This is a genomic window from Kitasatospora sp. NPDC085879, from assembly GCF_040686255.1.
Classification (GTDB): Bacteria; Actinomycetota; Actinomycetes; order Streptomycetales; family Streptomycetaceae; genus Kitasatospora.
The window spans coordinates 1-19,944 of sequence record NZ_JBFBJZ010000060.1 but is presented as its reverse complement, the minus strand read 5'-3'; the positions used below and the strand labels follow the sequence as shown (position 1 = coordinate 19,944).

The window sequence follows — 19,944 nt, the reverse complement described above, 5'->3', positions numbered from 1 at the left end:
GAGGCGCGGGCACCGGACGGGGTCGTGGCGAGTCGAGCGGCGGCGGTCGGAGCGGCGGGGTCAGAGCAGCGGGCCGGTGACCGGCAGCACCACCTGGCAGGGGATCGGCCGCGGGTGCGCCGGGTCCAGGGCGTTGAGCACGCCGGTGAGGGCGATCGGGTCGTAGCCGATCTCCAGGTGGTCGGTGGCGTCGAGCGGGCACTGATCCTGCACGGTGAGGTCGGTGACGTGCGGGCCGGCCGGCAGGAAGGCGTTGGTGTACGGGGTGACGACCTCGTCGAAGCGGGTGGCGATCACGGTGTAGTCGACGCCGGGAACGGTCTGGCCGCCGGCGTCGAGGGCCGCGAGGAACGGCGAGCCGATCTCCTGTTCGACACAGGCCGCGCAGAGGTTGTCGAGCAGCTCGTTGGCCGGCACCAGGATGTGGAGGGTGCGGCCGAGTTCGGTGATGCCGTCCAGGGTGGTGCCGCTGTTGTTGGGGGCGATGCCGACCAGCTTGCCGACCTTGGCGGCGCCGCCGAGGTTCTTCAGGTAGTAGCGGGCCATCAGGCCGCCGCCCTGGGAGTGGCCGACCAGGTCGACCTCGCGGGCCCCGGTGGCGGCGAGCACCGTGTCGACGAAGGCGGCGAGGTCCCCGGCGGAGGCCGCGATCGGACCGGTGCCCTGGACGGGCGAGCCCGCCGCGCCGCCGTAGCTGAAGGCGTAGACGCAGTACCCGGCGTCGGCCAGCAGCGGCGCCGCACCGCCCCAGTAGTCGTTCATGTTCTCGAGGGTGCCGTGCACCAGGACGACCGGGGCGGGGTGGGCGGCCGAGGGCCGGCAGGACGGGTCGTTCGCGCCGGCCGGCGGCCGGTCGGGGCTGAAGAAGCCCTTCACGAACCCGGCGCCGAAGTGGTACTCGACCGGGTACGGGCCGGCCGCGGCGGCCGGCTGTCCGCCGACCGCGAGCAGGCCCGCGGCGGCGAGTGCCGCCACCGTGAACGACCGTGCGCGCTTCGCTCTCATATTCCACACCTTCCGATTCCTCCGGAATTCCCTGACGTCCGGACGGAACCCGAAGCTAAGTGTGGCCTGATGGTGCGTCAACACACTCGGCGGCCCGTCGGCGGAAATCCTTCGGCGGATGCCAGGATTCCCCCCGCCCCCTCCCGAAACCTGTCATCCGCACGAGCGATTCTCCGTCAGGTGCCGTGCGTCACAAGGCACAACGGCACACCACCTCTATTGACCAGCCGGTAACATCGCCTGCATACTCCCCCCTGTGACACGACCGAGAGAGCCGCTTCCACGCAATTTCTCCACAGATCTCAGAGCCGAGGAGAAGAGTCTCGCGGTCGAGATCATCCGGGAGATCCGCGCGGCGATTCCGGAATTCTCCCGGCCGCTGGCTGGCCAATTCGGAGCGGGAATCCAGCACGGCGTGGAGACCGCGCTCGCCGAGTTCGCCGACCGGATCGAGGGCGCCGGCGGCCTCGGCGCGGAGCGGCTGCGGGTCTACCGCTCGCTCGGCCGGGGCGAACTCACCGAGGGGCGCAGCCTGGACGCGCTGCAGGCCGCGTACCGGCTCGGCGCCCGGGTGGCCTGGCGCCGCTACGCGCGGGTGGCCCGCCGCTGCGGGCTCGGCGCGGAGCCGCTGGTGACGCTGGCGGAGGCGGTGTTCGCGCACATCGACGAGATCGCGGCCGCGAGCGTGCAGGGCTACGTGGAGGCGCGCGCCGACCGGGCGGGCGCGCTCGGCCGCTCCCGCCACCAACTGCTCGAAGCGCTGCTGGGCGGCGCGAGCGGGGACGAGATCCGGCTGGCCGCCGCGGCCGCGGACTGGGCACTGCCGGAGCGGGTGGTCTGTGTCGCGCTGGACCCGCCGGCCGCCGACCGGCCCCGGCCGCCACGGCTGCCCGACCCTGTACTGGCCGACCTGGACCATCCGGAGCCCCGACTGCTCGTCCCGGAACCGGACTTGTACCTGCGGGACGGCCAGGTGCAGGAGGCGCTGCGCGGCCGGGGTGCGGTGATCGGCCCGCCGGTGCCGCTCGCAGAGGCGGCGGAGTCGCTGCGCTGGGCAAGGCTGGTGCGCGGCCGGCTCCCCGGCCCGCCGCCCGAACCGGTGGACTGCCGGGACCGGCTGGCCGACCTGCTGCTGCTCGCCGACCGACCCCTGGTCCGGCTGATCGCCGAGCGCCGGCTCGCCCCGCTCGCCGGGCTGACGGCCAAGCAGCGCCACCGGCTGGCGGAGACCCTGCTGGCCTGGTTGCAGACCGACCACGGCAGTGCCCCCGAGGTGGCTGCCCGGCTCGCCATCCACCCGCAGACCGCCCGCCAACGGCTGCACCGGGCCCAGGAATTGTTCGGAGAGACGCTCAGCGGCCCGGACGCCCGATTCGAACTCGAGGTCGCCCTGCGGTCGGCCCTCCGCGACCTGGCCGGCTGACCGGGCGCAGCCACCGGCACGGCAGAGCGGGTGCCGGCCGGAGATCGGCAGGCCTGTGTGCCGCTGGTCTCTCCCCTCGTAGCAGCGCTACCGGCCGACCTCGCGGGCGCGGAAGTCATCGACGGTCTCCCGGCGGATCAGCAGCCGGATCCGCCCGTCGCGGACGGCGGCCACGGCCGGACGGCCGACCAGGTTGTAGCCGGAGGCCATCGACAGCTGGTAGGCGCCCGCGGCGGGCACGGCCAGCAGGTCGCCGGGCCGCAGGTCGACGGGGAGTTCGGCGCCGTGCACCAGGACGTCGCCGGCCTCGCAGTGCCGGCCGACGACGTCCACCGGGGCGGTGGGGCCGCCGACGGGCCGGCCGACCGGGCGGATCTGGTACGTGGAGCCGTACAGCGCCGGGCGCGGGTTGTCGCTCATGCCGCCGTCCACGGCGGCGAACGCCCGCCCGTCGGCGGTGTGTTTCACCGACAGCAGGCGGTAGACGGCGACGCCGGCCGGTCCGGCGATGGCCCGGCCGGGCTCGATCAGCAGCCGGGGCACTGCGAGGCCGTGAGCGGCGCAGCGCTCGGCGAGGCGGGTCTCGACGGCGGTGGCGAACCGGTCCGGGTCGAGTTCCCCGTCGCCGGGGAGGTAGCGGATGCCGTGGCCGCCGCCGAGGTCGAGTTCGGGGAGTTCGCGGCCGTGCCGGTCGCGGATCTCCGCGAGCAGTCCGACCAGCCGGTCGACGGCGGCGAGGTAGGGCGCGGTGTCGGTGATCTGGGAGCCGAGGTGGCAGTGGAGTCCGACGAGGTCGAGTCCGGGCCGGCCGACGATGCGGGCGACCGCCTCGGCGGCGTCGCCGCCCGCGATCCGGAAGCCGAACTTCTGCCCGTCGGCGCCGGTCCGCACGGCGCTGTGGTGTCCGGCGGCGACGCCGGGCAGCACCCGGAGGAGGACGCGCTGCGGGGTGTCGGCGACGGCGAGCGCGGCGAGCCGCGGGATCTCGGAGAGGCTGTCGACGACGATCCGGCCGACCCGCAGCCGCCGGGCGAGCCGGAGTTCCTCGGGGCTCTTGGCGTTGCCGTGCAGCAGGATCCGGTCCGGCGGGAAGCCCGCGTCGGCGGCAAGCCGGAGTTCACCGGCCGAGCAGACGTCCAGGCCGAGGCCCTCCTCGGCGACCCAGTCGGCCATCGCGCTGCAGAGGAAGGCCTTGGCCGCGTAGTGCACCTGGGCATGCGGGAGGGCGCGGCGCCAGGCCCGGGCGCGGTGCCGGATCTCGGCCTCGTCCAGGACGTAGAGCGGGGTGCCGAAGCGCTCGGCGGCCTCCGCCAGGCCGACGCCGCCGATCAGCAGCTCGCCGTCGGGGCCCGGGTGGGCCGAGGCGGGCCACGGGCTGCCGAGCGGCCGGGTGTCGGCCGGGCCCGCGGCCGTCCGCGGGCCCGCGAGCGGGCGGCCGGTGGGAGGGAGGGCGGACAGCGTGGTCATGGCGTGGTGCTCCTGGTGAGGGCGGGAAGGGGCGGCTCGGTGGCGGGCCGGTAGGTGCGGAGGACCAGTTCCACCTGGAGGCAGGTCGCGCCGGCGCGACGCAACTCGCCTAGGACGGCGTGCAGTTCGCGCCGGTCGGTGCAGGCGAGGCTCAGTTCGAGGTCGGCCTCCCCGGCCAGCGCGAGGCCGGACCGGACGGCGGGGAATCGCGCCGTCAGACGGTCGAAGGAGAGGGGTTCGGGGCCGTGGCGGAGCCGGACGACGGCGTGCAGCGGACGGGGTGTCACGTCCGCCGCTCCAGCTGCCGGCCGGTGCCTGGCAGGCAGCGGAGGGCGGCCGCGCCGGCGGGCTGGGGTGCGACCATGCCCGGGTCGAGGACCAGGCGGCGGACGCCGAGCGGCGCGGTGAGGGCGCGCAGGGCGGGTTCGGTGAGCTCGGCCACCTCCTGGTCGGGGCCGAGCAGGTCGTGCAGAGCGGCGGCGGTGCTGAAGGCGACCGCGCAGCGGCTGCCGTCACGGTGCCGGAAGAGCCGGAGCACCTGGACCGGACCGGTGGTCCGGACCGGCACGAATCGGAGCGCGTGTTCCTCGTGTTCGTCGGGTGCCGTGTCCTCGATCATCGCGTGGTCCTCGGGTGGCCTGGGTGGATGGGCGGGCTGGTGCGGTGCGCCGTCAGTCGAGGTAGTGCAGGGCGGTGCGGCAGTTCCCAATGGTGCGGGCGTGCTCCGGCTCCGGGTCGGGTGCGGGCGTGTCCCGGTCCGCCGCGGCGCGGACCGGCCGGGGGTCGAACACGGCGTCGAGGAGCAGCAGGCGCAGGCCGGCCTCGTCGATCGGGATGCGGCGCGGCTCGGGATCGCCGGTGAGGAGCTGGTGGTCGGTCATGGTGGTGTGTTCCCTTCCGTTGCCGTACGGGTGGGCCGGTCGGCCGGGGCCCGCACCTCCAGTGGATTCCCTCCGCCCGCCTGCCGCACCGGTTCTTGACGCACGGCCTACGCGAACCGGGCCTGCTTTGACGGGATCCTGATACGGCCGCCGCGCCCGGGCCGGCAATGGGCGCTGGTGGCCGGCGGGTCACGGGGGTGCGCGGCACGGACGCCCGGGCGGTCGTCCCGCAGCCCGCCGCCCCGGCGGGCCGTCTGCGGCGGTCGAACCGATTCCGGCGGCATCCTCACCCGCCGGCCGCGCACCCCCTCCGACCGACTCCCCCCACGGAGCCGGGCCGGTCCCACGGAAGGAACGCTAGGGACGGACACCGCGACCCTTCGGGCGCCCTGACGGGTTCCTGGCGCCGAGCGTCCCGATCTTGACGCCGCGCTGATGGGGGCGCGCTCCCGGACCGGGGAACGACTCCTCGCCCGCGGGTCAGCCGAGGGTGCGGCGGAGGCGGCCGGCCAGGCGGCGCCAGAGGGCGACCCCGGGGTGCGCGGTCTCCAGGCGTTCGGCCTCGCGGGCCCCGCGGGAGTTGCCGCTCTCTGCCGCCCAGCGGTACCAGTCGATGGCCTCCCGAATGTCGCCGCGGGCCTCGTGGGCGCGGGCTCCGTCCAGGACGGCGGCGGTGTTACCGGCATGGCCGGCGCGTTCGAGCCAGAACATGGCGATCCGGGTGTCCCGAACGCCGCCGTTCGCCTCCAGGTGCATCCGGGCCACCTCCCGCATGGCCTTGGTGCTGCCGGACTCGGCGGCCTTGAGCTGCCACTTGTACCCGTTGGTGGTGTCGAGCTCGATCATGGCCTGGACGGCCCTGGGGTCACCCTCCTCGGCGAGTTCCCGGTAGCGCCGGGCGGCCCGCTTCCGGAGGCGCTTGCGCTGCTCGGCGTCCTCGGTCCGCTCCCGCAGCAGCAGGCAGAGCCGGGCGATCTCGCGCTTGGCGTCCCGGTCGCCGATGGCCTCGGCCTGGGTGTAGCAGCGCACCGCGTCCTCCAGGTGGCCGCTCTGCTCGTACGCCCGGGCCTGCGCGTTCGCGGCGGCCCGGGTCTCTTCGGCGGACCAACTGCCGTTCTTCGTCTCCGCTTTCACGTCCGCCGCCGGCGGCGCGGTGGCCTTCGCCGCGGTCTTCCGGGCTGCGGCCTGCTGGGTTGCACTCCGCTGGGTTGCACTCTGCTGCACGGTGGTGGCCTTCGCGGCCGGCTGGGTCGGTGGCGGGGCTTTCTTCGCCGCGGTCGCGGCCGCGGCTGCGGCGCGGATGCGCTCGACCTCCTGCGCCGCCCCGGTGTGCCCCTTCGCGGCGGCGCGCCCGTACCACTCCAGGGCCTTGGCCTGCTGCCCGGTCTTCTCCAGGAGTGCCGCCGCCTCGATCATCGAGGGGAGGTGGTCCTTGTCCGCGGCCCGGCCGAAGTGGTCGAGTGCCTCCGCCGCGCGTCCGTCCTGCTGCAGGCGGCGGCCGGTCACGTGCAGTGCCTCCGTGTTGCCGGCCTCGGCCGCCCGGCGATACCAGTCCGCCGACTCCACCCGCCGCTTCGGGTCCTTGGCGAGCACCTGCGCGGTCAGCAGCATGCCGTGGGCATTGCCGACTGTCGCGGCCCGCCGGTACCAGAGCAGCGCGTCCTGCAGCCGCTTCGCCTTGTGGTACCAACTGCCCAGCGCCAGCATGGAGTTGACGTCGCCGTCCGATGCGGCGGCGCGGTGCTCGAACAGCACGGCCCGCTCGGCCGCCGACAGCCCGGACCGCCTCGCTGCGGCCCGGACCCGCAGGACGGCGTCGGCGGCCTTCGGGTGCTTGCGCTCGGCGGCCCGCTCGAACCACTGCAGGGCCTCGGGCAGCCCGCCGGGCTCCTGTTCCAGCAGTTCGCCCATCCGCATCGCCGCGTGGACGTCGCCGGCCTCACCGGCCTGGCGGAGCAGGGCCCCCATCTGCGCGACGTGCTCCGGAAAGTGATTGTCGATCAGGAAGGCCGCCTCGCGTGCGCCGGTGGGGTTTCCGCCCGCGGCGGCACGCCGGAACCAGTGCAGCGCCGCGGCCAGGTCCCCGGCCTGCTTGTGGGCGGCGGCCACCCGCCGCATCGCCTCGGTGTCGCCGGCCTCGGCGGCGGCCAGGAACTTCGCCCCGGGGGTGCCCGCCCCCGCCTTCACCACCGGGTCCTGCTGCGCCGCAGCGCTCTGCTTCGGCCCCGGGCCCTGCTTCGCCTTCGCCGCAGGCGGTTCCTGCCGCGCGGCGGCCTGCGGGGGCAGGGTGGTCGTCTCCTGGCCGGTGCCGCCCGCCGGCGCGGAGGTGAGGTCGCGTTCCCGGAGCGCGCGGGCGCCCGCCGCCGGACGGCCGCCGGCGGTGTCCGGTGCGGCGGCCGGCGTGGGGAACGGCGTGGGGGCCGTCGGCCGGTAGGTGCCCGAGCGCATCGGTTCGTCGAGGTCGAGCGCGGTCCTCGACCGCTCGTCGACGGCCGCGCGCAGCCCGGGCGGCAGCCATTCCCTGCCGTTCGGCTGCCCGTCGACGCGCAGCAGGGCGGCGACGTCCGCGGGGGCGGGACGGTCCTGCGGGCGCGGTTCCAGGCAGGGCCGGACGATCCGCTCCAGGGCCTGCGGCATCCCGTCGAGCCTGGGCGTGCCCTGCAGGATGTTCGCGCCGATCTGCACGGCGGAGCCCGGCCCGAACGGGTGGCGGGCGAGGGCGGCGTAGGCGAGGACGAGGCCGAGCGTGAAGATGTCGCTGGCCGGCCCCACCCGCTCGTCGCGGAGCTGCTCGGGCGAGGCGAAGGTGGTGGTGCGCAGCGCGACGCCGGTGGCGGTCAGGGTGCCGCCGTGGGCGGGTTCGAGGTGCCGGGCGATGCCGAAGTCGATGACGGCGGGCCCGGTGGTGGCGAGCAGGACGTTGGCGAGTTTGAGGTCGCGGTGCACCAGGCCTGCGGTGTGGATGCCGCGCAGGGCGTCGGCCAGGCCTGCGGCGAGGGTCCGCCAGGTCCGCTGCGGCAGGGGGCCGCCGCAGCGTTCGAGCGCCTCGGCGAGGTCGACGCCGGGGATGTAGCGGGCGGCGAACCAGGGTTCGTGGGCCCGCGTGTCGGCGTCGACGACCTCTGCGGTGTGGTCGGAGCCGACCGCCCGGGCGGCCTCGACCTCGCGGGCGAACCGGGTGCGGAACCGTTCGGGGGCGGTGGCGAGCCGGTCGGGGCGGATCGTCTTGAGCGCGACGGCGCGGCCGTACTCGGCGCGGGCGAAGTAGACGTTGCCCCAGCCGCCGCTGCCGAGCAGCGCGAACAGCCGGTAGGGCCCGATGAGTTCGGGATCGTCGTCACGCAGTGGCTCCACTCGCCCCCCTCTGCCTGTGCGGTGTCAGTCCGTCCTGGTCAGGTCGTCGCCGTTCGGCGGCCGTCGGGGTGGTCTGGCGCGGACGCCTTCGGACCGCTCGCCCGGCCAGCGCTGTCCGCTGCGCCGCAGGAGGACGCCGGGCACGATCTCGATCTCGTCGTCGGGGCCGAACGCGCCGTACCGGCCCGCGTCAGCCCCGTTCGCCCCCGCCGCGCTCCTGCCGACGGCCTGCGCCGGCAAGGCGTCGCGGTGCGGCAGGGGCCGCCAGGCCGTGGCGACGCCGCCGGGCCGCAGGGTGCGGATCCGGCTGCGGACCTTGCTGGTGTCCAGGACGCGGAGGGTGCCGCGGTGGGCGACGATCAGCAGGTGGTGCCGGCTGACGGCCAGTCTGCGCTGCTCGGCGAGGATGTCCTCGCCGAGCCGGGCGAGGTGGCCGCGGCCGAGGACGAACGCGCGGCCCTCCTGCTCGGCGAGGTTCTCCCAGGCCTGGCACCGGCCGTCGACGAGGATCTTGAGCTGGACACGGGGGCGGCGGGGGCCGGCGTCGGCGAGCAGGGTGCCGTGGACCCGGCAGACGACCTTGTGGCCGCGGATCGCCGGGCCCGGGTTGCAGCCCGGTCGGGGGCAGCGCCAGGCGCGTTCGAGGATGTCCGCGCGGGGCCGGCCGCGGAAGTCGAGCAGGTTGCGGGCCTTGAGGTCGTCCCGCTCGCCCTCGCGGGAGATCTCCCGGTCGACGACGATGCGCATCTCCCGCCGGACCAGCCGGACGGGTCCGCCGTCGGCGGGGCGCTCCGGCCGGAGGAAGTGCTCGCGGTCGCCCTGGATCCAGGGGTGCTCGCCGCGGTGGCCGGTGAAGTTGTCGCTGCTGATGACGGGTGTGCCGAAGACCTTGGCGTGGTCGAGGAGGTCGGGGTCGGCCTTGCCGATCGCGGCGATCAGACCGCGGTCCCGCCAGCCGCGCAGCAGGGCGGCCTCTGCGGGGTCGGGGAATTCGCCGTCGTGCCGCTGGTCGAGCAGGCTGTTGTCGGCGATCGCGTGGACGGTGACGTCGGGGTCGCCGGTGGTGCGGCGGAGCGCGCCGAGGACGAGCCGCAGCCGTTCGAGGGAGCGGCGGGTGCCGCCGCCGAGCCGGGTCTCGCGGACGATGTTGGAGAGGTCGACCAGGTAGTCGGCCTCCTCCGGGAGGCTTCGTAGGTGGCGCTCCATGCCGCGGAAAGCCGCCAGGTCACTCGCCACGTCCGTCACCCCATGCAACCGGCCCGCCCCGTACAGCAGTAGAGGCTAGCGTTCCGCGGCGCTCCGCACGCCCTTGTCGGGTATTTCGGGCGGCGGATCCGCCGGGGTGGTAGCGCGGCGCCCCAGGTCCGGCGTGCGGACAAGCCTTGACAGTCCGGTCCGCGGCTGGATTACTGGATCTCCAGGGCCGACCGAACGGTCGGTTGGCGTCCGGCGGGAGGCGTGATGAGCGGCAGCGGCACGGAAGAGCACCGGCGCGGGGCCCACCGCCTCGGCGATCCGCTGCCGGCCGATCTGCTCGACGCCGGCGAGCGCCTCGACCGCGGGGAACTGGCCGACCTCCAGCTGCGCCGGCTCCGCGAGACGCTGCGGCACGCCTACGCGAACGTCGGGTTCTACCGCCGCTCCTTCGACGCCGCCGGCGTCCGCCCCGAGGACTGCCGCACCCTCGCCGACCTCGCGCGCTTCCCGTTCACCACCAAGGCCGATCTGCGCGACAACTACCCGTTCGGGATGTTCGCCGTGCCGATGGCGGACGTCCGGCGGGTGCACGCCTCCAGCGGCACCACCGGCCGTCCGACCGTGGTCGGCTACACCGAGAACGACCTGTCGATGTGGGCCGACGTGGTCGCCCGATCGATCCGGGCGGCCGGCGGCCGGCCCGGCCACAAGGTGCACATCGCCTACGGCTACGGGCTGTTCACCGGCGGTCTCGGCGCCCACTACGGCGCCGAGCGGGCGGGCTGCACGGTGATCCCGGCCTCCGGCGGCATGACCGCCCGTCAGGTGCAGATCATCCGGGACTTCGAGCCCGAGATCATCATGGTCACCCCGTCCTACATGCTCACCCTGCTCGACGAGTTCGAGCGGCAGGGCGTCGACCCGCGCAGCACCTCGCTGCGGATCGGCATCTTCGGCGCCGAGCCGTGGACGGAGGAGATGCGCCGCGAGATCGAGGAGCGCCTCGACCTGCACGCGGTCGACATCTACGGCCTGTCCGAGGTGATCGGGCCCGGCGTCTCCGCCGAGTGCGTTGAGACCAAGGACGGCCTGCACATCTGGGAGGACCACTTCTACCCGGAGGTGGTCGACCCGTTCACGGACGAGAGCATGCCGGACGGCGAGAGCGGCGAACTGGTCTTCACCTCCCTCACCAAGGAGGCGCTGCCGATCATCCGCTACCGCACCCGCGACCTGACGCGGCTGCTGCCCGGCACCGCCCGTCCGGCGTTCCGTCGCATGCAGAAGGTCACCGGCCGATGCGACGACATGATCATCCTTCGCGGGGTGAACGTCTTCCCCACCCAGATCGAGGAGATCGTGCTGCGCACGCCCGCGGTCGCCCCGCACTTCCAGCTGGAGCTGACCCGGCGCGGCCGGATGGACCACATGAACGTCCGTGTCGAGTGCCGCCCGGACGCCACCCCCGAGCAGCGCGAGGCCGCGGCCGCCGCCATCACCGCCGGCGTCAAGGACGGCGTCGGCGTCAGCGTCGGCGTGGAGATCGTGCCGCCGGAGACCCTGGAGCGCTCCCTCGGCAAGCTCCGCCGCGTGGTCGACTCCCGCGGGAACTGACGGCCCGGGCCCGAGTGCCGTCCGGCGGCGACCCGAGCGCTGACGCCCGATCACTGGCACCGGGCCGGCCACCCGTCAGGCCGGCTCCTCGTCGAGCAGCCGGCGGAGCAGGCCGAGCAGGGCGGCGCGGTCCTCGGCCGGGAGGGCCGCGAAGCAGTCGGCGAGCACCTGCTCCGCGACGGTGCGACCCGCCTCGAGCATCCGCTCGCCGGCGGGTGTCAACCGGTGTTCGATGCGGCGGCCGTGGCCGGGGGTGCGTTCGATCAGGCGCTGCGCGACGAGCCGTCCGGCGAGGGTGCCGAAGGCTTGTTCGGTCTGGAAGGTCTCGGCGGCGAGGGTGCGGGCGGAGGCGCCGGGCAGACGGCCGACGGCGCGCAGCGCGTCCCACTGGGCCAGCGTGGTGCCGACGGCGGCGAGTCCCGTCTCCAGTGCCCGGTGCTGCCGGTACTGGACCTGCTTGACCGCCCTGCCGAGAACCTGCAGCTCACTGTGCATGGCCCGATTCTAGAGCATGACCAAGCTAGCTTATATAAGCATCCTTAGTTATGCTCGGCCCATGACCACCGACCGCGCAGTCGCGCTCTACGACGACCTGACCGTGACCATCTCCGAGAGCGGCACGGGCCGCCCCGCCCTGGTGCTCCACGGCGGCGGCGGACCCGCCACCGTCGCCGGCCTCGCCGCACACCTCGCCCGCACCATGCACACCATCGCCCCCGTCCACCCCGGCTGGGACGGCGCCCACCGCCCGCACTGGCTCACCGGCATCGACGACCTCGCCCTCGCCTACCTGCACCACCTGCAGGAGCGCGGCCTGAAGGACGTCCTGCTGGTCGGCTCCTCACTCGGCGGCTGGATCGCCGCCGAGATGGCCGTCCGGGACACCGCGGGAATCATCAGCGGCCTCGTCCTGATCGACGCCGTCGGCGTCGACGTCGAGGGCGAGCCGATCCGGGACTTCTTCGCCCTGGACGCCCGCGGCCTCGCCGAGTACGCCTGGCACGACCCGGAGCGGGCCTTCGTCGACCCGGCCACCCTTCCCGCCGCCGAACTCGCCCGCCGCCAGGGCAACACGGCCACCATGCGGATCCTCGCCGGCAACCCCGCCATGCACGACCCCAAGCTGCTCCGCCGCCTCGGCCGCGTCCGGGTGCCCGCCCTGCTGCTCTGGGGCGAGAGCGACCGCATCGTCACCCTGGCCTACGGCGCCGCCTACGCCCGCGCCTTCGCGAACGGCCGCCTCACCGTCGTCCCCGCCGCCGGCCATCTCCCCCACCTCGAACAGCCCGCCGCCACCTACGCCGCCCTCGACGCCCACCTCGCCTGACCGCCACCCGGCCGACCCGCCGCGCGGACCGGCCGGTTCGGCCTCGGGACCCCGTCGGGCTCCCGAGGCTCACCGGGGCCTATGAGGCGGTTCGGACGGCCGGCACGGCGGCAGGCCGCCGCAGGGAACAGCGCCGGAGCGCAACCACGGCCGTCACCGCGGCGAGCGCGAGCGCCGCGGCGGTGAACACCGCAGCCGGTGCGACCCGCTCCGCGAGGACGCCGCCGGCGGCCGAGCCGAGTGCGCCGCCCAGGTTGTAGGCGGTGTTCACCCACGCCCCGGCCTCCGTCCGGGAGCCGGCCGGCACCAGGTCCTCGACCAGCAGGTAGGCGGTGACCAGCAGGGCGTCGGTGCAGGCCCCCGCGCAGAACAGGCCGAACGCGGCGCCGGGCGGGGCGAACAGCACCGCCGGCAGCCCGTAGCAGGCACTGGCCACGGCGGACAGGACGAGCAGCCGCCGTCCGGCGGACGCCCGCCAGGCCAGGCGGCCGTACACCAGCGCACCGGCGGCGCCACCGACCGAGAACAGTGCCAACAGCGGCCCGGCCGCCCCGGCGCCCCACGCGGCGACCACCGCGAGTTCGTCGGCGGAGAGCACGCCCGCGACGGCGAGGACGACGGCCAGCAGCGGCATGAAGCCCGGAGCACGCAGCGGTCCCAGGACGGCGCGGCCACCGTTCTCCGTCGGCCGCCCGGCCGCCGGTCGGCCCCGCAGCGCCCGCGCGAACGCCGTGAAACCGGCTGCGGCCAGCAGCGCGCAGGCCGCGAGCGCCCACGCCGCCGAGGTACGGGCCGCGAGCAGCCCGCCGAGCACCGGTCCGCAGGCGAAGACGGTCGACTCGGCGACCGTGTCCAAGCTGAGCGCGCACCGACGCTGATCCTCACCGGTGGTCAGTTCGCCCCACAGGGTGCGCATCAACGGCCCCACGGGAGGCGGGAAGACGCCGGCGAGCGCCGCCAGCAGCACGGCCGCCCAGGCCGACAGTCCCACGGCCGCACCCGCGGCGAGCACCGTCAGCAGCAGGGCGTAGCAGACCGTCAACGCCGTCAAGGCGCCCGGCCGCCGGGCGACGAGTCGGGCCCGGGCAGGGCCGAGCAGGGCGGAGAGCAGTCCGAACAGGCCGACGGCCGCGCCGGCCGCGGTGAAGGAGCCGGTGCCGTCGCGTAGGGCGAGCAGCAGCGGCAGCGGAAGGACGCCGTAGCTCAGCCGCGCGAGCAGAGCGGCGGCGAAGGGCGTCCGGGCATGCGGAAGGGCGAGGACAGCGCGGTAGCCGGCGCTGCCCCGGAAGGATCGGGACACGGGTGATCTCCGGTGCGGGAAACAGGCGTTGACGGATCGACGGAGCGCCGCCCGGCCTCGCGCGGAGCGGCGCGAGGGGCGGCAGGAGTCGACCTGTCAGTGCGGCCCGGAGATGTCCATGCCGGGATCCTAGGGGCACCCCGCGAACATTCGCCACCGCCTCGGCGCCCGGCCGGTCAGGCGGCGCCGTCCAGCCCGAGGGCGCGCACCAGTCCGGCCACCGCCAGGACGGCCGAGCGAGTGGTCAGCACCGCCTCGACCGGCGCGGCCTGCGGCGCCCCGCGCCACACCACGTACCCCTCGCCCGGCGCCAGCGTCACGAACCCCGGCAGCGGGCGTTCGGCCTCGATCCACCACCGCGGCCCGCGACTGACGCACAGTCGGTTGTGGCCGGCGTACGGGTAGTGGGCTGCCAGGGCGCCGTCCCGGGCGGCGACGACCAGCGCGGCCAGCCCGGTCTCCGGCCGACGGCCGTTGGCGCGGTCGATCGCTGCGGCGTCGGCCAGCTCGAACTCCCAGGCAGCTTCCGGCGATTCGCGCATCCGGTCCGATCCAGCGTCGTCGACACGAGCCGGATCGGCCTCCGGGTCGCCGCCACAGTATTAGGCAACGCTTACCTAACAGTCGAGCCGAGGTGCGAACTCGGTCCGCAACCGGCCACCGGCCCCGCCGCGCGACCGACACCGAGCCCGACGCTCAGACCGACCGGGGAGGCCAGGGCCCGGCGAGCAGACGCGCGGCCCCCTCCACCATCGCCGCCGCCACCTCCGCGCGACGGTCGCCCCGGCACGTCGCCCGGTCGTCGAGCGCGTTCGCCGGTCGGACCGTCGCCGCAACGCCGGAGGGGGCCTTCGTGTGGGGTTCCTGAGCCAGCGTCAGACATGGGCCGGGGTGAGCTTGTTCGGGTCCGCCGGTCGCTCCCAGGCCGGCGGAGGTCGGCGACGGGCGGGCGGGCGAGGCGGAGCCGGGTGTGGGCGGCGATCACCAGCCAGGTCGGTCGGCCGTCTCGGAGTCGCGCAGGCGGGGCCTGGTCCCGCCGAGGGTCCGGGCGGCCGGACGCCGATCGTGGTCGGGGGTGCCGCGACGGCTCGGGGCACGCCAGACTGACGCCATGCTGATCTCTGCCCGGCTTGGCCGGCCTCTGCTGCGGTTCTGGACGACGACCCGCGCCAACTTCTACGCCGATGACCAGGTGGCCCGGTGGACCGCGCGGGCGGCCTGGCTGCTGGTGACCGCGTCGGTGTGGCTGGTGCTGATGTTCACGGTGGTGTGGGGGGCGATGGTTGCCGGGGCGCCGTCCGGCACGGTGGCCGTGCTGATGATGGGCCTGGCCTTCGCAGTGCCGGTCGTGTCGATGGTCGCCGTTACGTCCGGGCCGACGGGCCGGATGGGGGCGCCGGTGCTGACCGCGCTGGTGATGGGCGCCGTGGTGCTCGGCTTCTGGCTGAGCTGACCCGGGCCGGGGACGTCGTGACGCTCCCCGATCGCCTCGGCCCGAGCGCGAGGGCTCTGGACCGATCCGCAACCGGGCCGTACCGCCGTCCCGGGAAACGCCCGGACGAGTGATCACCAGGCCCGCCTGTTCGAGGCCGGACGAGGAACGAGGAGTTCAGTACCTGTCTCTGATCCCCGCTCGGTCGGCTGTCCCTGAAGCCGCGCATACTGATCGGATGGACAGCACCTCAATCCGAGATTCCTATGACGCGGTTGCGGACGCGTACGCGCAGGGCTTCACGTCGGACCTGAGCGCCAAGCCGTTGGACCGCGCCATGCTGACGGCCTTTGCCGAGCAGGTCCCGAGTGGAGGCTCCGTTGCAGACCTGGGGTGCGGGCCCGCTCAGGTCGCGTGCTTCTTGGCCGATCTCGGGATTCCGGTGCTGGGTGTGGACGTGTCTCCCGGTATGGCCGAGGTGGCCCGGGCACGCCGGCCGGGGCTTGACGTACGAGTCGGGTCGATGCTCGACCTGCCCCTGCGCGACGGAGAACTCGCCGGTGGGGTGGCGTTCTATTCGCTGATCCACCTGCAGGCCGAGGAGCGGCCGCTGGCCTACGCGGAATTCGCCAGGGTGGTGCGGCCCGGGGGTCTCGTCCTCGCGGCGTTTCACGCGGGCGAGGAGATTCGTCACCGGGACTCCTGGTTCGACCGGCCGGTCTCGCTCGACTTCTTCGCCCTGCGCCCTGACGAAGTCGCTGCCGGGCTGAGCGCTGCCGGGTTCAAGGTGGAAGCAACCCTGATGCGAGGACCTTATTCGGACGAGGCGGACACCGAGCGCGCGTATCTCCTGGCCCGCCGACTGTGACGATCTCTTCCCCGGTCCGGTCTCAGGGTGCCAGGGCGCCGAGCAGGACCAGGCGTTCGGCGGACGGCGTGCCCGGGGCGGCCTGGTAGACGACCAGCTGCTGCTCGGGGGCGCTGTTGACGGTCAGCGTCTCGTAGTGCAGTTCCAGGTCACCGACCTGCGGGTGGTGCAGCTGTTTCGCGCCGGCCGCCTTGCCCTGCACGTCGTGCCGCGCCCACAGCACCCGGAAGTCGTGCCTCTGCAGCGAGAGTTCGCCGACCAGGGCGACAAGTCGCGGGTCGTCGCGGTCGCGGCCGGCGGCGCTGCGCAGGGCGGCGACCGCCGCGCGGGCCGCGGCGTCCCAGTCCCGGTGGAAGGAGCCGGCGGCCGGGTCGAGGAAGGTCATCCGCACCAGGTTGTCCACCCGGGCGAACTCCGTGTAGAGGGCCGCGGCGAGCGGGTTGAGCGCAAGGACGTCCAGCGCCCGGCCGGTCACCACGGCCGGGGCGGGCAGGCCGTCCAGCAGCAGCCGCAGTGCGGGTGCGACGCGCTCGGGTCCGCGCCGGCGGCGGGGTGCGGGAGGGGCGGCGAGGTTGGCCAGGTGGGCGGCGGCGTCCTCGTCCAGTCGCAGGGCCCGGGCGACGGCGTCCAGCAACTGCCGGGAGGGGTTGCGCTCGCGGCCCTGTTCCAGCCGGGTGTAGTAGTCGGTGCTGACCCCGGCGAGCAGGGCGACCTCCTCGCGGCGCAGCCCGGGCACCCGTCGGTGGCCGATGACGCTCACACCGGCCTCGTCCGGGGGCAGTTGGGCACGGCGGGCACGCAGGTAGTCCCCGAGCGGACTGTCGCGCCGCGGGGGTCGTTCGATGGGCATGCCTCGAGGCTACGGGGACGCGCGGGCCGACAGAAGCCGGGTGAGGGGGTGCACCGCACCCAGGCATAGCCGAACCCGGGCAGCCCTGCACCCCGGCAGAGCCGCACCCTGGGAGAGCCGCGGCCTGGAGGCCCGTCCGGAGCCCTGCCGGCGTGGAGGTCCGGGCGTTCCACTGCCGGCCACCCGCAACATCGACACGGTGCTGGTGGCCGGGCAGGTGCGCAAGTGGGCCGGCCGCCCGCTGGACGTGGACCTGCCCGCGCTGCGCGCCGAGGCCGCCGCCTCCCGGGACCGCATCCTCCGTGCGGCCGCCGGGGAGCGCGGCGAGCCCGGTCAGACGAAGAAGGCGCTCATCCCGTCGACGTCGGACAGGTAGGAGTCGATCGCGGCGATCACACCGTCGCTGATGGTCAGCACGGTCGCCAGGTGCTCGTCCAGCACGCGCCCGTCGGGGGTGTGGGCAGTGTTGTGCAGCGAGAGCGCGGCGCCGTGCTGTCCGACGAGCACGTGGCGCAGCTCGGTGTGCACGCCGCGCCCGGCGATCTCCCAGGCCCGCGCCACCGCGGCGTCGCGGCCGCGCACGGTGCCGGAGATCGTTCCGGAGCCGGGCATCGACCAGACGATGTCCTCGGCGAGCAGCGCGCGCAGCGCCGGCTCGTCGCGCGCCCCGAAGGCGGCGAGGAACCGCCCCGCGACCTCGGCGTGACCGTTGTGCTCCGACATTCGGGCTCCTCCCGTGTTCCTGCAACCACGTTCGACCCTAAGGGATTTCCGGCCGATCGGGAGCGCTACCGACAGGGTGGCGGCGGTACCGGTACCGCATGCACCGGACTGCGCCGCATCACCGGGGGGCGTCGCACGGTTCGCGGACACCCGTCCGTTTACCGGTCAGTAGCCAATTCGTCCCAGAGCCTTGACGCATCCTTTGCCGCTGGCGATTCTCGGGTGGATCCCGCACGGCATGCACAGCACATTTCCCCCACCGCCTCCCGATGTAGCGAGGTGCGCCCATGACCATGACCACACATCACCGCAGAAGCCGCGTCACCACCACCCTGGTGGCGCTGCTTCTCGCCCTCACCGCCGGTGCCTTCGGTGCCGTTCGCGGCCCCGCGGCCCATGCCGCGAACGGCTGGTGGGAGCCGGCCGCCCGTCCCGCGCCCGATTCACGGATCGACGTCACCGGTGCGCCGTTCACCGGCACCGATGCCGACGGCAAGGTCCGCGGATTCGTCGACGCGCACAACCACCTGATGTCCAACGAGGGTTTCGGCGGCCGCATCATCTGCGGCGCCACCTTCTCCGACAAGGGCGTGGCCGACGCGCTCAAGGACTGTCCGGAGCACTACCCCGACGGCGCGCTCGCCCTGTTCGAGAACGTCACCGGAGGCGCGAACGGGCACCACGACCCGGTCGGCTGGCCGACCTTCCGCGACTGGCCCGCCCACGACTCGCTCAGCCACCAGCAGAACTACTACGCCTGGGTGGAGCGGGCCTGGCGCGGCGGCCAGCGGATCCTGGTCAACGACCTCGTCACGAACGGGCTGCTGTGTTCGATCTACCCGTTCAAGGACCGCAGTTGCGACGAGATGACGGCGATCCGGCTGGAGGCGCAGAAGACGTACGACCTCCAGGCCTACATCGACCGGATGTACGGCGGCCCCGGCAAGGGCTGGTTCCGGATCGTCACCGACGCCGGCCAGGCGCGTGAGGTGATCACGCAGGGCAAGCTGGCCGTCGTGCTCGGAGTGGAGACCTCGGAGCCGTTCGGCTGCAAGCAGATCCTCGACATCGCGCAGTGCGGTCAGGCCGACATAGACCGCGGGCTCGACGAGTTGTACCGGATCGGTGTGCGCAGCATGTTCCTGTGCCACAAGTTCGACAACGCGCTGTGCGGCGTCCGCTTCGACGAGGGCACCATCGGGGTGGCCGTCAACGCGGGGCAGTTCCTGTCCACCGGCACCTTCTGGAAGACCGAGAAGTGCGCCGGGCCGCAGCACGACAACCCGATCGGCCTGCCCACCGCGCAGGCGGCGTCGATCCTGCCGAAGGGCGTGGCCCTCCCGACGTACGCCGGCGACGCGCAGTGCAACACGCGCGGGCTCACCGGCCTCGGCGAGTACGCCGTCCGCGGGCTGATGAAGCGCCACATGATGCTGGAGGTCGACCACATGGGCGTGAAGGCCGCCGACCGGGCCTTCGAGATCCTGGAGTCCGAGTCCTACCCGGGGGTGATCTCCAGCCACAGCTGGATGGACCTGCAGTGGACGGAACGCCTGTACCGGCTCGGCGGGTTCGCCGCCCAGTACGCGCACTCCGCGGAGGGGTTCGTCGGCGAGGCGCGGCGCACCGAGGCACTGCGGGACGCGTACCACGTCGGGTACGGCTACGGCACGGACCTGAACGGTGTCGGCGGCTGGCCGGGGCCGGTCGGCGAGAACGCGCCCAATGCGGTGAAGTACCCGTTCCGTAGTGCCGACGGCGGCTCGGTCATCGACCGCCAGGTCACCGGCGACCGCACCTGGGACCTCAACAAGGACGGCATGGCGCACGACGGCCTGGTACCTGACTGGATCGAGCAGATCCGGCTCAGCGGCGGCCAGGACGTGGTGGACGACCTGATGCACGGCGCCCAGTCCTACCTGGACACCTGGAGGGCCACCGAGCTCCACCACACCGGCACCGATCTGGCGGCGGGCCGGTCGGCGACCGCCAGTTCCTCGGAGTGGTCCCTGTTCACCAGCTACCGGCCGGACCGGGCGGTCGACGGCGACCGGGGGACCCGCTGGGCGAGCGACTGGAGCGACGACCAGTGGTTCCAGGTGGACCTCGGCGCGGTGCGGACGGTCGACCGGGTCACCCTCGACTGGGAGCGCGCCTACGGCAAGGAGTACCGGATCGAGCTGTCGGCGGACGGCACCACCTGGCGCACCGCCTGGTCCACCACCGCGGGCAACGGCGGACTGGACACGGCCGTCTTCGACCCCGCCCGGGCCCGCTACGTGCGGGTGCACGGGGTCAGGCGCGGCACCGGCTGGGGCTACTCGCTCTACGAGGTCGGCGTGTTCGGCCCCTGACCTGGTCTGCCGTGGCCTGACCTGGTCTGCCCTGGCCCTGACCTGGCCGGGACCCGGCCGGACCCGGCCCTGGCCGAACAGAGCCGGACCGCGACGGGGCCGGCGCCGGTGCGGCGCCGGCCCCGGCGCGGTCCGGCTCTGTTCGGCCA

General features: G+C 74.3%; 19 protein-coding genes. 7 read left to right on the top strand and 12 right to left on the bottom strand.

Going from position 1 to position 19,944, the window contains the following annotated elements; genetic code table 11:
* Positions 1-60: 60 nt before the first annotated feature.
* Positions 61-1,005: an alpha/beta fold hydrolase gene (locus AB0P35_RS32655; RefSeq protein WP_363518142.1), complete on the bottom strand. Its 945-nt coding sequence runs from the start codon at positions 1,003-1,005 to the stop codon at positions 61-63.
* 415 nt (positions 1,006-1,420) lie between these two features.
* Here AB0P35_RS32655 and AB0P35_RS32650 point away from each other — a divergent pair, with 415 nt between their 5' ends.
* Positions 1,421-2,428 carry a helix-turn-helix domain-containing protein gene (locus AB0P35_RS32650; RefSeq protein ID WP_363518140.1) on the top strand — a complete coding sequence of 336 codons (1,008 nt, stop codon included), beginning with the start codon at positions 1,421-1,423 and terminating at the stop codon, positions 2,426-2,428.
* Between the two features lie 87 nt (positions 2,429-2,515).
* Here the strand turns inward: AB0P35_RS32650 and lysA are convergent, their stop codons facing one another.
* The 6 genes from lysA to AB0P35_RS32620 form a co-directional block, all read right to left on the bottom strand.
* Positions 2,516-3,895, bottom strand: a complete 1,380-nt coding sequence (lysA, locus tag AB0P35_RS32645; protein ID WP_363518138.1) for a diaminopimelate decarboxylase — start codon at positions 3,893-3,895, stop codon at positions 2,516-2,518.
* Positions 3,892-4,182, bottom strand: coding sequence for a hypothetical protein (locus AB0P35_RS32640; RefSeq protein ID WP_363518136.1), 291 nt, complete (start codon positions 4,180-4,182; stop codon positions 3,892-3,894). Before AB0P35_RS32640 ends, lysA begins: the two co-directional genes overlap by 4 nt.
* Positions 4,179-4,514, bottom strand: a complete 336-nt coding sequence (locus tag AB0P35_RS32635; protein WP_363518134.1) for an SAV_915 family protein — start codon at positions 4,512-4,514, stop codon at positions 4,179-4,181. Before AB0P35_RS32635 ends, AB0P35_RS32640 begins: the two co-directional genes overlap by 4 nt.
* Before the next feature lie 52 nt (positions 4,515-4,566).
* A complete protein-coding gene (locus AB0P35_RS32630) occupies positions 4,567-4,776 on the bottom strand; it encodes a hypothetical protein (protein ID WP_363518132.1) in 210 nt (69 codons plus the stop codon).
* A 480-nt stretch (positions 4,777-5,256) separates the two neighbouring features.
* Positions 5,257-8,130, bottom strand: a complete 2,874-nt coding sequence (locus AB0P35_RS32625; RefSeq protein WP_363518130.1) for a protein kinase — start codon at positions 8,128-8,130, stop codon at positions 5,257-5,259.
* Positions 8,131-8,154: 24 nt separating this feature from the next.
* The gene (locus tag AB0P35_RS32620; RefSeq protein WP_363518128.1) at positions 8,155-9,366 is read right to left on the bottom strand and encodes an FHA domain-containing protein; all 1,212 of its coding nucleotides are present in this window, start codon (positions 9,364-9,366) and stop codon (positions 8,155-8,157) included.
* A gap of 225 nt (positions 9,367-9,591) precedes the next feature.
* On the opposite strand from AB0P35_RS32620, the gene paaK reads away from it, so the two are divergent.
* The gene (gene paaK, locus AB0P35_RS32615) at positions 9,592-10,941 is read left to right on the top strand and encodes a phenylacetate--CoA ligase PaaK (RefSeq protein WP_363518126.1); all 1,350 of its coding nucleotides are present in this window, start codon (positions 9,592-9,594) and stop codon (positions 10,939-10,941) included.
* Positions 10,942-11,016: 75 nt separating this feature from the next.
* On the opposite strand, the gene AB0P35_RS32610 is transcribed toward paaK, so the two are convergent.
* Positions 11,017-11,436 carry a MarR family winged helix-turn-helix transcriptional regulator gene (locus AB0P35_RS32610; protein ID WP_363518124.1) on the bottom strand — a complete coding sequence of 140 codons (420 nt, stop codon included), beginning with the start codon at positions 11,434-11,436 and terminating at the stop codon, positions 11,017-11,019.
* 61 nt (positions 11,437-11,497) lie between these two features.
* Here AB0P35_RS32610 and AB0P35_RS32605 point away from each other — a divergent pair, with 61 nt between their 5' ends.
* A complete protein-coding gene (locus AB0P35_RS32605) occupies positions 11,498-12,268 on the top strand; it encodes an alpha/beta fold hydrolase (RefSeq protein WP_363518122.1) in 771 nt (256 codons plus the stop codon).
* 79 nt (positions 12,269-12,347) lie between these two features.
* Here AB0P35_RS32605 and AB0P35_RS32600 read toward each other — a convergent pair whose 3' ends face one another.
* Positions 12,348-13,568: an MFS transporter gene (locus AB0P35_RS32600; RefSeq protein WP_363518120.1), complete on the bottom strand. Its 1,221-nt coding sequence runs from the start codon at positions 13,566-13,568 to the stop codon at positions 12,348-12,350.
* Between the two features lie 176 nt (positions 13,569-13,744).
* Positions 13,745-14,110, bottom strand: a complete 366-nt coding sequence (locus AB0P35_RS32595) for a hypothetical protein (protein ID WP_363518118.1) — start codon at positions 14,108-14,110, stop codon at positions 13,745-13,747.
* 569 nt (positions 14,111-14,679) lie between these two features.
* On the opposite strand from AB0P35_RS32595, the gene AB0P35_RS32590 reads away from it, so the two are divergent.
* Positions 14,680-15,021: a hypothetical protein gene (locus AB0P35_RS32590; RefSeq protein WP_363518116.1), complete on the top strand. Its 342-nt coding sequence runs from the start codon at positions 14,680-14,682 to the stop codon at positions 15,019-15,021.
* A gap of 217 nt (positions 15,022-15,238) precedes the next feature.
* Positions 15,239-15,868, top strand: coding sequence for a class I SAM-dependent methyltransferase (locus AB0P35_RS32585; RefSeq protein WP_363518114.1), 630 nt, complete (start codon positions 15,239-15,241; stop codon positions 15,866-15,868).
* 22 nt (positions 15,869-15,890) lie between these two features.
* On the opposite strand, the gene AB0P35_RS32580 is transcribed toward AB0P35_RS32585, so the two are convergent.
* Entirely contained in the window at positions 15,891-16,718 is an 828-nt protein-coding gene (locus AB0P35_RS32580) for a helix-turn-helix transcriptional regulator (RefSeq protein ID WP_363518112.1), read from the bottom strand.
* Positions 16,719-16,917: 199 nt separating this feature from the next.
* Between AB0P35_RS32580 and AB0P35_RS32575 the strand changes: the two genes are divergently transcribed.
* Positions 16,918-17,094, top strand: a complete 177-nt coding sequence (locus AB0P35_RS32575) for a hypothetical protein (RefSeq protein ID WP_363518110.1) — start codon at positions 16,918-16,920, stop codon at positions 17,092-17,094.
* Here the strand turns inward: AB0P35_RS32575 and AB0P35_RS32570 are convergent.
* Positions 17,052-17,441, bottom strand: a complete 390-nt coding sequence (locus tag AB0P35_RS32570) for a nuclear transport factor 2 family protein (RefSeq protein WP_363518108.1) — start codon at positions 17,439-17,441, stop codon at positions 17,052-17,054. The two genes, AB0P35_RS32575 and AB0P35_RS32570, sit on opposite strands and share 43 nt — an antisense overlap.
* A 293-nt stretch (positions 17,442-17,734) precedes the next feature.
* On the opposite strand from AB0P35_RS32570, the gene AB0P35_RS32565 reads away from it, so the two are divergent.
* Positions 17,735-19,795 carry a discoidin domain-containing protein gene (locus AB0P35_RS32565; protein WP_363518106.1) on the top strand — a complete coding sequence of 687 codons (2,061 nt, stop codon included), beginning with the start codon at positions 17,735-17,737 and terminating at the stop codon, positions 19,793-19,795.
* Positions 19,796-19,944 lie beyond the last annotated feature (149 nt).